13 protein-coding genes are annotated in these 13325 nt (G+C 31.1%); all 13 read right to left on the bottom strand.

The window, feature by feature from the left end:
* Positions 1–2: 2 nt before the first annotated feature.
* A complete protein-coding gene (locus tag I862_RS07370; protein WP_052646552.1) occupies positions 3–1220 on the bottom strand; it encodes a multidrug effflux MFS transporter in 1218 nt (405 codons plus the stop codon).
* A 319-nt stretch (positions 1221–1539) separates the two neighbouring features.
* Entirely contained in the window at positions 1540–2709 is a 1170-nt protein-coding gene (locus tag I862_RS07365; RefSeq protein WP_038540707.1) for a glycosyltransferase, read from the bottom strand.
* Positions 2706–3743, bottom strand: a complete 1038-nt coding sequence (wecB, locus tag I862_RS07360) for a non-hydrolyzing UDP-N-acetylglucosamine 2-epimerase (protein ID WP_038540706.1) — start codon at positions 3741–3743, stop codon at positions 2706–2708. The genes I862_RS07365 and wecB overlap by 4 nt, the downstream gene beginning before the upstream one ends.
* 15 nt (positions 3744–3758) lie before the next feature.
* Entirely contained in the window at positions 3759–4598 is an 840-nt protein-coding gene (locus I862_RS07355) for a polysaccharide deacetylase family protein (RefSeq protein WP_038540702.1), read from the bottom strand.
* Positions 4585–5760 carry a hypothetical protein gene (locus tag I862_RS07350; RefSeq protein ID WP_038540699.1) on the bottom strand — a complete coding sequence of 392 codons (1176 nt, stop codon included), beginning with the start codon at positions 5758–5760 and terminating at the stop codon, positions 4585–4587. Before I862_RS07350 ends, I862_RS07355 begins: the two co-directional genes overlap by 14 nt.
* On the bottom strand, positions 5738–6886 hold the full coding sequence (locus I862_RS07345; RefSeq protein WP_038540695.1) for a glycosyltransferase family 4 protein: 1149 nt from the start codon (positions 6884–6886) through the stop codon (positions 5738–5740). Before I862_RS07345 ends, I862_RS07350 begins: the two co-directional genes overlap by 23 nt.
* Complete coding sequence (locus tag I862_RS07995; RefSeq protein ID WP_148299513.1) at positions 6870–7982, bottom strand: glycosyltransferase; 1113 nt, start codon at positions 7980–7982, stop codon at positions 6870–6872. The genes I862_RS07345 and I862_RS07995 overlap by 17 nt, the downstream gene beginning before the upstream one ends.
* Before the next feature lie 56 nt (positions 7983–8038).
* Positions 8039–8287, bottom strand: a complete 249-nt coding sequence (locus tag I862_RS07335) for a hypothetical protein (protein ID WP_038540693.1) — start codon at positions 8285–8287, stop codon at positions 8039–8041.
* Between the two features lie 13 nt (positions 8288–8300).
* Positions 8301–9977, bottom strand: coding sequence for a polysaccharide deacetylase family protein (locus tag I862_RS07330; RefSeq protein ID WP_038540690.1), 1677 nt, complete (start codon positions 9975–9977; stop codon positions 8301–8303).
* A 1-nt stretch (position 9978) separates the two neighbouring features.
* On the bottom strand, positions 9979–10641 hold the full coding sequence (locus I862_RS07325) for a class I SAM-dependent methyltransferase (protein ID WP_038540686.1): 663 nt from the start codon (positions 10639–10641) through the stop codon (positions 9979–9981).
* A gap of 13 nt (positions 10642–10654) precedes the next feature.
* Positions 10655–11368: an ABC transporter ATP-binding protein gene (locus I862_RS07320; protein WP_038540683.1), complete on the bottom strand. Its 714-nt coding sequence runs from the start codon at positions 11366–11368 to the stop codon at positions 10655–10657.
* Between the two features lie 14 nt (positions 11369–11382).
* Positions 11383–12183 (bottom strand): ABC transporter permease, encoded by an 801-nt coding sequence (locus tag I862_RS07315; protein ID WP_038540678.1) that lies wholly within the window; start codon positions 12181–12183, stop codon positions 11383–11385.
* Positions 12180–13322, bottom strand: coding sequence for a DegT/DnrJ/EryC1/StrS family aminotransferase (locus I862_RS07310; protein ID WP_038540675.1), 1143 nt, complete (start codon positions 13320–13322; stop codon positions 12180–12182). The genes I862_RS07315 and I862_RS07310 overlap by 4 nt, the downstream gene beginning before the upstream one ends.
* Positions 13323–13325 lie beyond the last annotated feature (3 nt).

The raw sequence follows: 13325 nt of genomic DNA, 5'->3' as shown, positions 1-13325 counted from the left end.
GCTTAGCTAAAAGCTTCTGATTTAAAATATCTTTCGTGTAGCCACCTTCTCTGAACTGCTAACATAAGGGTACTGATTGCAAGGAAGTATAGAGGCATTGCAAGCAAGGTACCATTATGCAAATAACCCATACCTAAGGTAACCAGAGAAGTTAAGCAATAATAGAAGAATCCGAATAAGCTTGAGGCTGTCCCAATGCACCATTTATAATCGATTAGAGCGATCGCCAAGGCATTACTGGTAGCCATACATATGCCAAACATAATACCCATTTGTGCGATAATAGTAATAGCAACCATCCAACTTCTCGGTAGCAAAGAAATATAGGTAGAGCATAAAACAAAACCGCCGAATAAAGCACTTATAAAAAATATGATAAAAAGCCCATACTTCATAATTGTTTTAGATGGATGATATTTAAGTAACCTTCTAGAGGTCATGCCACCAAGCATTGTGCTTACAGCTATTAATATAAAACTTGACCCGTACTCACTTGGAGACAATCCAAGCAACTTTATGAGATAAAAGGAGCCCTCCGCAAAATAGCTAAAACTAATACCGTTGCAAGCAGCTACAATTACTCCTAAACCGATAATTTTTTTATCTTTAACCAGGCTTAAAGCAACCTTTGAAATTGAAATTGACTTTCTGTCTTCACCAAGGTGTGTTTCAGGCAAATACTTCGCTACAAGCACACTTAAAATAAGGGCGAAAGCGATAAGGGATAGAAAGATAATAGGCCAACCGAAGTTTTCTGCAATCAAGCCCCCTACTATAGGGCCAATAGCTGGAAAAAACGCTAAAGCACTACCCGTTGATGAATATACTTTACCTAAAGCTGATCCATGAAACGCATCACGACAAATCGCTTGCCCAAGAACACTTCCGATGCTACCACCAAAGGCCTGAATAAAGCGACTAATCATAAGCCCGGTAATAGAACCAGATAAATAACACCCAATACTACCCAGTATAAAAATAAAAATCCCTCCGAACACACATGGTTTCCGACCTACTTTATCAGAAAGCCTTCCCCAAAAGAGTATACCGATTGCAAAGCCAAAAAGAAAAATGGTAAGAGTGTATTCTGCCATTGATTCCGACGTTTGCAAGGCACGAGCAATATCAGGGAGTGATGGGGTATAAATTGTTTCGGAAAGTTGTGGCAAACCCACAATTAATACAATAAGCCAGATAGCCGGCAATAAAACTTTTGTCATAAAAACCTCGACAACTATATTTGAAAATTAAGCAATAAATTTGCACTTCCCTTTGATTAAAAGAGTGGCTGGAAATATAATTTTCTAGTTTAAACGACGATGATCTTTTTCACTTCAACCCTTTATATCGGAGAATTAATTATAAATAACATTATATCAGAAATATAACCAGTTTGTCTATTTAGGGTTTTGCTACCATAGCTTTAGTTTTTATGATATGTTATTGTTTATATTATTACGAATAGCTGATTTAGGAACTGAAAAGTATACAATAAATAGATTGATTAATAGAATTAAGAAATATAAAAATACTTATTATTTACAAACTAATATGATTTGCTAAAATTTCCCTACATTTTTGCTTCCAAGAGAAATGCTTGATAGCGTATTCCCTGCTTTTGCATTGCAAGGATTTCATAAGCTCCGGTTGATTTTTTAAACTAAGAATTTTTTCTACAAGATCATCTATACTATCTGCTATATGAGTTAATAATATACCTTCATTATCTAATTCAATATTTCCCGGGATATGACTTGCTAATATTGTTCTACCTGCTGCTGCATAATCACGGATTTTTAATTTTGAAACACCAATATTATGATTAAGCTCCACAGTTGCATTACTAAGAGCAATATCAAAACAATTGATAACATTATTAGCATTTTGAATTGGTACAGCGCCTAAAAAATACACTTTTTCTTTAAGTCCTAAACTTTGCGCCCTATTCTGTAATATTATTTTTTCAGCCCCGTCCCCCGCTAAAATTAAACGGATGTTACTATCATATTTAGCTACTTCATAGAAAGCGCTTAGGGTTAGATCTAAACCTTGCCATTTAGTAAATACCCCTATAAACCCTAAGTAGAAACAATTAGGATTTAATCCTAATTGTTTAAGAGCTTTTTCACGGGCTATCGGTGTGAACTGCGCAGTGTCAGTACCGTTTTCAACTACTATAAATTTATGATCAGGTATTCCGTACAGCTTAAGTTGTTCTTTAAGGCCTTGGGTAACCGTTAAAATTTTTTTAGTTAGTTTACAGTCTAAAATTTGTATTAGCCTACTTATTAAAGAAACAAATTTTGTGGTTCCAAGCATTTCCATTTCTTTTTCCATCCAGCCATTATGCTCACTTACCGTAGGAATTTTTAAAATTTTAGCGATAAGAAGTAATATAAAGCTAAGTAATGACATTCGTAGATAAAATAGCTGAGGTTTGATCTTATAAAGTAACTTTATAGTAGTAAAGATAGCAAAAATAGTACTTAAAAACCGCGGGCTTTTAATTGGATTGCTGTGGTAAACAAGAGATATATTATGCTGTTCTTTTAAAAAAGGGATATTAGTATTATTAGTGGGTTTGGGTAATATAGCAGTAACATTATAACCTAATTCTGCAAATCCTTTGACAATACCAGCTACATGTAAAGCACAAGCATTTGGAATACTTAAATCTATACCTGCATAATATACTATATGTTTAATCACTTAAAAAAATTTATTATATGTTGTAAAATAAGGTGTGAAGCTTTTCCACTACCATAATCTCTTATATCTTGTCTAGGGTTTTTCCAATCGTCCTGAGTCCAAAGTCTATTCCATCCTGCTTTTATGGTCTCAGGCCATGGAGTATAATCGCCTATGGTAATACAAGGTACTCTATGGAAGTATGCTTCTTTTGGCAGGCCTCCTGAATCTGTAATAATATAAGCAGCATTAGCAGTAAGCCAAGTAAAATCAATATAACCTATAGGTTCACAAATCACCAAACCTTCAAGTGAAATATTCCATTTAGTAACAGCTTGTTTTGTCCGAGGATGTATAGGCCATACTACTACTTTTGGTTGGCTTCTTAGGTATGTTACTATATCGCTTAATACTTTAGGATCATTTGTATGTTCTGCGCGATGAATAGTGGCTAAAATATATTCTTTATTTGATAATCCTAATTTTTTTAATATATGAGAAGAAGTTTGAGCTTTATTAAAAGCAAAAAGAGAGGAATCATATATCACATCACCTACATGAAAAACATTATTAATAATATTTTCAGTCTTTAAATTTTTTACTGATTGAAGTGTAGGGCAAAAATTTATACTGCTTAGATGATCAGTAATTACTCTGTTTACCTCTTCCGGTTGCCGCTTATCATAAGTACGCGGCCCTGCTTCAACGTGAGCAATAGGTATATGTAGTTTAGATGCTGTTAAAGCTCCTGCTAAAGTTGAATTGGTATCACCATATAAAAGTACTAAATCAGGCTGAATTTTTAATAGAAGCTCTTCTATTTTCTCCATCATTTGAGCGGTCATTCTTCCATGTGTAGATCCACTTATGCCTAAATTATAATCTGGAGCGGGAATTTCCAGTTCTTTAAAAAAAATTTCAGACATGTTTTTATCAAAATGCTGCCCAGTATGAACTAATATTTCATTATATCTGGTTCTTAAAACCCTACTTACAGCAGCAGCTTTAATAAATTGAGGGCGAGCACCGATTATACTGAATATTTTTTTTTGCATATTTTATAACTCTAATTAAATAAAAAATTGGGGATGAATTAAATAAAGAGCATGAGTATTTGTATACCTTTTTACTAACTCATTAATCAGTTCTTTTGTAATCTGCATACTTGGCCCTATTACTTCCCAACCTGGGGAATCAGATATTCCAGCCCTAATATCAAGCATATTATCGCTGATATATATTTTTGGAATATATAAATTACCTTCAACCCAACAACTACTATCTGCCCAAAATTTAAACCCTAAATCTGCTAAACTATATTTAGAATTAAATTGATTCCAAAAACTGTCTTGGCATTTGTGAGGGCGGTATATCTCTTTATAAAAGCTCATCGGTTCAAACTTTAATTTATTGTAATAGGTAGTATTGCCATGGCAGTTCCCACCCCTAATATTAATTCCGTTATCTTTAAATAATTGCCACTCTTTCTCTAAACCTTTTTGTATACATCCATATTTTTCTATTAAAATGAATCCATCAATATGAAGGGCAATTTCATGCCCTAAGTCCTGGATAGTTTGTAAACCTTTCCAAGTTTCCGGCTTGTTAAATATTTTTTGGTTCAAAGGATGTTCATGCATCATAAAAAATGTAGCTTGTACTCCGATACTATGTTCAGCTTTTGCTATTTGTAACGCAGGCTCTAAAAGATGATGTATATCATGTTTTATAAAATGGTAATTTTTATTATAATTTATGGCTTCCGGAAGTTTATCAAATAGTTTATACTCAACACCATTTTCCTTTAAAGCTCCCAATAAACTTACCCAATCTTTAATAAAGTATAGTTTTTTCCTTCTACCCAGTACGGTATTATATATCTTCTTAAGTAAATTTCTAGCACTCATCATTTTTATCTCCAATATTAACATAATAAGATACTAAGCCATTTAAAATATGCATTAAATCTCGAGGCCTATTATTTGAAATCCATTTTGGAATATACTTAAGCAAAATCTCTAAAATACGATTAGCTAATACTTGCCAATATCTAGAGTATTGTTTACTTCTCTTCATTTCTATTGATATGAAACTAAGCAATTCTCCATAAGACCATGCCCTAGCTTCCGCAGCATACTTAACAATGTCATAAGAGCCAATTTTATTTAAGTAAACATGCTTTGATTTTATAAAAGTTAAAACAGCAGACTTTTTATCGAAAGCGTCAAATTTATCGATAAATTTTCCAAATGAACTAAATATATTTATTGCGTCTATGCAATTATCTTCCTCAAATTCATTACCTAATATCTCTCTTAATGAAGTTAGGATATAGCATTGGTGTAATAAATCTATTCTTTTACTACCAGCTTCAAAATCCATCCAGCCAATGCCAGTGATGTATTTACTTGCAATCCACCTAGCTACGGATTTTACATCATGCTTAGAGATAAGTATATTATGTATTTGGCTCTTGTATAATACTAAAGCCCACAAACTTATAGAATTTAATACAATCTCGTTTGCGCTAAAAGAATAGTAAGGTATAAAAATTTTTTCATTGTTATCATTACAAGTTATCCCATATGCAAAATCATCTAACCATTTTAATGCTCCTTGCAATAAGTCATCTTCTTTGGAAATTTTTCCCTGTAAATATAATTCTATTAAGGAATTAGTAATAATAGCGGTTGTTACTATTGTTGGTTCCTTTTCTTCAATAGCTTTATATGAAAATCCTAAACCCCAACACTTATATTCTTTTTGAAGAGAAATATTATATTTATTAAGTCTAGCTAAACTATTTATAATTAATTCATCAGTATCTATTATACTATGCAAGGATGCTTTGCTAAGTTTCCCCAAGGCAAGCAAGTACTTTCCTTCTGCCATCGGATGATACCGTTTAATGTTAAGAGAGTATTGATCGTAACCAAAACCTCCTTGAGCGTCATAATACTCGATAATACTTTTTATATATTTTTTTGCTTTATTATTTGCAAAATTTTTCCTTAATTTAACAAAAAGATTATATATTCCTTTTGTGTATTTATTTATTAATTTCAAACTCATAGATTGACTCTAACAGAGGTTCCTGTGATTCCCAAGTATAGTATTGCTCAAAAATCTTTCGTCCATTCCGTGCAAACTTATATGCAAGCTCAGGAGAAGTAAATAATTTGTTTATCGCTTCGGCAATCGAATAAGTATCTGTCGGGTTCACCGTTATACCGCATTGTTTTTTTTCTATTATTGCTTCCCAAGCAGTAAAATTAGAAGCAATAATCGGTAACCCTGCTGCCATATATTCAAACAATTTATTAGGTAATGCATCATTATGATTTGCACCGGGCTGAAATAGCAATAACCCCACTTTCGCCCTATTAAACAGCTCCAGCGTTTCATGTCTTGGTAAAACTCCTAAGTATTCTACTTGCTCCCATACCGGATGAGTAGTGCAGAAATTATAAGTACCTTTATTCATGAACGAACCGGCTAGAACCAGTTTTATAGGTAATCTATCAGAGACCTGCAGATAGGCCGATAAAATTTTATCAATACCTCTAAATTTACTAATACCTCCGCAAAACAATAAAATATTTTCTTTTCTGAGGTATTGTTGAAAAGAAATGTTTTCGAAGTCACTTCCATATTCTTTTAAAAGAGCATAATTATAAATTATAGAAGTATATTTTTTTGGAAATTTTTTCGCTATGGTTTCTGTGGCACATATATAATGATCCACATATAATTTTGATAAATTCTCAATTACTCTCCACAAAATATAAAAGAACCATGCTTTTACCCAATTATTCTTATATAACGAAAGAGCCTGAGCGGAAAAATCTTCATGAACATCATAAATAATTTTAGATTTTTTAAATTTTAAAATCCAAGCAAAAATTAGAAATTGTGGCTCATGTATATGATATATAGGTGATTTATAGGTAAAGGTTATTTTTAATACTTTATATATTAAATTTAATAATTTTAAAATAGGATTTTGTGTATTACTTTCCTTAATTTGATGGTAAACCACGCCTTTTGTATCTTTGATATTATCAGGCCCTCTTGTAATATGATGTACTTCATAGCCTAATTTTTTCAATGACATTAGCTCTTTATGAAAAATGCGAATATCAAAAAAATCATGAAAATATGAAATATGTGTAGTAATATTCTTAGATGATCTTTTCATATAACCTTAATAGTTTTTCAGCATATACTCCCCAGTGATCTTCTTTTACAAACTTATTGCAGCTTTCTTTATATTTTCTAATTGTTTCTGGGTGATCATCTAGTTTCTTCACCATATTTATAATACTTATCGAGGTTATTTCCTCATCAATAAACCATCCGACATTATATTTATTTATAATTTTTTTAAATTCCGGATAAGGAGGAGCAAGGAAAGGTACATCAGCATTGCAAAATTCCCAAATCTTATTTGGAGAGCAAAAATAGTGATTTAATCCAATGTTTTCGTAAGGTATAATTCCTATACTTGCTCCTTTTGTCCACTCTAATAGTTCTGATTGAGGAACTTTTGGTAAGAAGAAAACTTTTTTACTAATAGTCCCATTTTTTATTGCTATATCCTTAAGGTCATTTTCTAGTTTTCCCCAACCAATCATAACTAAAACCCAGCCTTTAGGAAGTAATTCACCTGCAGCAACTAGTTGAGGAAGCCCTCTATATTTAGAATATCCTCCATGGTAAAGCAAAATTTTCGTTTTAAAAGAAAGATTTAGAACTTTATGCAATCTATTATCATAAGGAACTTTTTGTATATCTTGCTGAGCAGCATTTTTGATAACTACTGGTGAAATTTTTAAATTAAATAATTGTTGAAAATACTGGGCAATTGAATCATTTACTGTAATAAAACCATCTGTATATTTTAACACTTTTTTAAAAAGCATTTTAGCTTTAATCTTTTTAAACCAATTCAGCGTATGTAAAGCAAAATAGATTTCATGCGAATCAAATATAAATTTGATTGAGGGGTTGTTTTTTTTGATTCTTACCCCAATATAAGTAGTATTTAGATCATGACAGTGTATAATATCAAATTTGATTGATTTAAGTTCGTTTAGAATTAATTTGTCTATTTTATAACTACCAATAGCTTGGCTTTTATATAATAATGCAGCAAAATTTTTAATTTTATTACATAAATAATAAATAGCTAGGAAAGGGTTTTTATAAAGCTTTAAAATAAGGTTATATATCTCATTTGTATGATTGTTAGTTGTAGAAAAGCTTTTTTGAGTATCACTAAAAATTCTTACCATTTCTTCAGATGTATTAAAGCTATTAATACTGGTTTTTGTATTTAAACTTGCTCTCTTTAATGAAAAATAAGATAAAAATTTTTTAACCAAGGTTTAATTATGACTTGGCTAAATGATTGTAGTTCAACTAATATTATATTTACTCCTTCATAATGTAGAGTTTTCCCTTTTTTATCTATACCTAATATTGTAACTTCATATCCATTTTTGTGGAGTGCCACCGCTTCCTTTAACACTCTGATGTCATGTGTAACTGCATTTGCTACTACCATAACTACTTTTTTATTTTTCTCTTTATAACCCATATACTTAACTTTTTTACTTTATAAAAAACTGTGGATGTAAAAGATACAAGGTTTTATATCTACTAATACTACCTATGAGGCGGGAAATAAATGCTTGGTCTATCTTTTTATCTTTAGAGCCTGTTAGCTCAAACTCCCAACCTGTATGTAATGTTTCTTCGGTTACCTTACGCACGCCTAAATAACCAAAGTTATCGGTTAAATACTTTTCAGGTAGAATATGTTTACCTTGATACCAAACAATAACATCTGCCCAAAATTCAATACCTAATTGTTCTAAAGAATATTTATACAAATGTGTTTTTAAAATAGGGGATAACGTTTCAGATACTTCAAATCCTTTAAATTCTTTAAAAAATACCATGGGATTGATCCCATACTTTTTAACCAAAAAAGTATTACCATGAGCATTTGCTCCTCTAATTTTAATATCAAATTTCTCTAGCTTAGCTTTAAAATTCTTTATAGGCTCCAATAAATCATTATATTCAAATAACAATTGTAAAACATCTAAATGTAAGGCTACCTCATGACCTAAATTTTGAATTTCTTGTAAAATGTAATAGAATTTATCATCATTAATATAATGTTGGTTCATTTTACAAGGAAGCATTACAAAGTAAGTTGCCTTTATGCCCAATTTTGCTTCCATTATAGCTAGGTCTAAAAGAATATCCGTTCTCCCGTGGATATCATGTTTTATAAAATGGTAAGGTTTACCCTCTACGGGGCTTTCCAATATTTTATCAAATAAACCAAAATTCACATGCTGATTTAGTTCGTTAAGTACAACATTTAAATTTTCTAAAAGAAAAAGGTTTTTTTTTATGTTTAAATTAGAAGATGTATTTCTACTAGATTGTATAACTTTTTTAATTCTCGAATATAGCCTCAATCCTAAATTACTAAACAGCTCGAAAGGGCTAGATTGCTTTATTGAGTTGTGATTAGTAATAAAGATCGTGCGGTATTCTTCGAATCCTGTCCGTTTTTTGAAGTCAGCTAGATTTGAGTTACTTGCTAAAGTTAAATAATTCATAGCTTTGACTTTAGTGCCTGTTAAATATTCTACCATACCTTTAATTAAATGGTTCATAATACCATAAGTCAGGAAATCCCCATGTCCTAAAATACGATTAATAACAGCAAGTTCATGCACAATTTCAAGTTGGCAATAAGCATATAGCTTGCCATCCCTAAAAACTCCTAAAAATTTAATTTTATGATCATTACAATAACACTCATGATTTAAATATATTAAATTTGGTCTCTCCTGATATCCCTGTGACATTGGTTTCCCGCCCCGATGAGATTTAGAGGTATTAATTTCATACATATCAGGAATAAACTCATCATGGTCAAATTCTTCAAAATAGAAACCATTCTTTTCTGATTTACGTATCATATTACGAGATTTGCATCCAATCTTTTGTAGGTATTCCTCAACTTTAAGGGGCATCTCTATCATGGCTAAAAGAAGCTTAGGAGAAAAAGCTAAAAATTGAGGTGTTTGCAAATTATAGTGCTTGAGCAGCGTTTGTAATTCCTTATTCGAAAGCACCCCTTTAAACTTAGTACGTCCCCAATTTTCCCACTTTTTTATCAACCCTGAACAATTTTTTTTGCAATATGCAATATCTCCGTCTAAATCAACTGATAAAATTTTTATCTCATCTTTTATGTGTGTCATATTATCCTTTCTTTTGAAAAAACACCCAATTTACAACATTCTCTTTTTTATCCCATTTATCTAGAACATTTAAAACATAATATTTATCTGACTCATGAAATTTTATTTTCATGTTTTCTAGTGTCATACCACTAGCTTTAATGTATTTTTTCATAAAAGGGCACCATTGTTCCTGTAATGTTCGGGCGGCCTCTTCTGAAAAAAATTTTTTAGCATTTTTAATATTAGCTATGCCAATTGCGATAATATAACCATTTGGCTTCAGTAATTTATAAAGCTGGTTTTCAAGAAGTTCTTCATAAATCCAAGTAATTAATGAAGCATCTAAGTCAATTACTATTAAATCATAAGGAGCGCCTTTATTAAAATTTGCTATATCTCCACAGATAACCTCAATTTTTCCAGCAAATTTCTTTTCCAATTGTTCACACGCCTCTATTCTTTTTTCGAGTGCAATAATTTTTGATTGTTTAAAATAATTTGTTAAATGCTTAGTGGTTGTTTCCCCTACAAAACCTCCTGCACCTATATCCAATATATTTCGTATTAAGCTAGTATCCAAATATTCAATTAGATTTTCAAAATTTGTTTTTTTGAGAGGTGATAATATAATATTTCTTTTTCTCTTTTGAAAAAAGTTTAAATTATTTAAAATGGTTTTCATGCTTTTGATACCCTTAATTACTCAATATTGTTTTTTTATACTCTAAAATTACTTCTTTTGTGCTTCCAACCATTTCTATCTGTCCTTTATTAAGCCAAGCACAAACTGTACAGTTTTGTGCTAAGAATTCTAAATCATGTGAAACTATAAGCTGGCATTTAGCTTTTTTACGTAATTCCATCATAGCAGCAGTTGCTTTTTTTGCGAATTTCAAATCTCCTACGCTTAATATTTCATCAATTATTAATATTTGAGGGTTTGTTAAAATGACTAAAGAAAAAGATAGCCTAGATTGCATTCCACTAGAGTAATGCCTCATTGGCATCTCTCTATAATCTTGAAGTTCAGCAAACTCAATAACTTTTTCTACAATTTCATGTATCATTTCATAAGGGATGTTTGTTAGCAATGAATTAATTCTGATATTATGCTCAGCTGTTAGGTCTAAATTAAATCCGGTACCTAAAGCAAGAATACTACTAATAGTATAATTTGCTTTAATTTCTCCAGAATCAGGTTTATATACCCCTGATATGAGACGCAGCAAAGTTGATTTACCCATACCGTTATTGCCAACAATACCAAGTATCTCCCCTTCTTTTAAGCTAAGTGATATATTATTTAGTATCAGCTTTTCGGAAGTAGGATTACGCACTTTAAATAAAGCTGAAATAGAATCCTTTTTAGGATAACTAAAAGATACATTTTTCAGCGTTAAACATTCCATATAACCGTTCTTTATTAAAATTGTTTAATAATTTTATAGCGTACTTTATTTAAAAAAGTTATTGCTATAAAAAGTAATATTGAAGATAAAATAAATACTATAAATAATTCAGTACCATACTTTATATCGTTATAAGCTATAATATTGCGAAAGTATTCGATATAAATAGCTAACGGATTAATAAATAAAAAAAGTTTAATAGTTGGATTTGAAACATTGGAAAGTTCAAAGAATATAGGTGAAACAAATAATAAAAGCCTAAGTATTTGGCTTAAAAAATTACTAAGATCTTTTAAATAAATACCTATAACCGAGCAAAAAATAGCAACAGCTAACTGTAAGATTAACATGCAAATAATTAGTGGAATGATTGCAATCCATTTATAACTAATACCCTCTCCTATAGCTATCACAAAAATTGATAAAGTAAGAAAACAAGGAATAAAATTGTATATAAAAGTTTTATAAAGATCCACAAGAATAAAATTCAATGGATGAACAGGAATAGTAAGTAATATATTATCGTAATTTATAATTGATGAACAAGAACTAATTATCAACCTATTAGTCCAAGAATAGATTGTAAGACCGCAAAACAATACTATTATAGTATGAATCGGATTATTGATCACCTGATTACGAATCATAGCTATGAAAAAAAAATAAATAACTAGAGTCATAATAGGCTCAATAAAAGACCATCCTAACTTAGAAAATATACTTCTTTTTTGTGATAGATTCTCCGCTCTGGCTAGCTCTCGTATTAAAAGCCAGCTATGCATTAATTGCTTTAAATTTAATTTACCAGCGCTCATATTATAAATAATGTTTCCTTCAAATTCTCAATAATGTACTGTTGCTGCTCCTCTCTTAGATAAGGATGCATAGGAAGGCTAAATACAGATTGTGATAAATGCTCAGATATACTTAAGTTTTTTACTTTTGGAAAATTAAGATATGCAAGTTGCTGATGTATTGGTTTTACATAGTATACCTGAATTGGCACCTGTTTATTTTGCATATACTGAACTATAGAATCACGTTTACTGGGCTCAATTTGCAAGGTATATTGAGCCCATGCAGAAGTAGTATTGGCTAACAACTTAGGAACTGTTAAAACCTGCTTCAGTCCTTGGGTATAAATATCAGCAACCTGTTGTCGCTTTTTTAACTCGGAATTAAATATTTTGAGTTTTTCAAGTAGAATAGCAGCTTGTATAGTATCAAGCCTTCCATTCATACCAATCTCAACATTATCATATTTATCTTTGCCTTTGCCATGGATTCTAAAACTTTTAATAAGAGCAGCAGTTTGGTCACAGTTAGTAAAGACTGCTCCTCCATCTCCATAGCAACCTAATGGTTTAGCAGGAAAAAAACTAGTAGTAGTGATGTCAGTAATATTACCCACCATTTTCCCATTATATGAAGCACCAAATCCTTGTGCCGCATCAGCAATAATCCACAACTTATAATGATCAGCAATTTGCTGCAATGTATTATAATCAGCTGGTTGTCCAAAAAGATCTACTGTGATTATTCCTTTTAGATTCAATCCTAATTGTTTTGCAAGGTCTATGCCTTCTTGTAAGCTTTCAGAAGACATATTAAAAGTATCAGGTAGAACATCCACAAAAATAGGTATAGCACCTACTTTGACAACTGCTTCCGCTGTTGCAACATATGTAAAAGAAGGCACAATTACCGCATCCCCGGAGCCTACTCTTTTTGCCATTAATGCTAATACTATTGCGTCAGTACCATTTGAGCAAGAAATAGCATATTTAACACCACAAAACTTAGAAAGCTCATCCTCAAGCTCACTAACTTCCGGCCCCATAATATAATGACCATGATCTAAGACCTTTAAAATAGAAGCTTCAATATCGTGACGGATAATTTCTTGTTGAGCTCTGAGGTCAATAAATTCTATATTTTTAGTGTTATTTATCATCTT

The organism is endosymbiont of Acanthamoeba sp. UWC8, assembly GCF_000730245.1.
Taxonomy (GTDB): domain Bacteria; phylum Pseudomonadota; class Alphaproteobacteria; order Rickettsiales; family Midichloriaceae; genus Jidaibacter.
The sequence above is the reverse complement of the archived record's forward strand: the minus strand, read 5'-3'. Positions and strand labels throughout refer to the sequence as shown.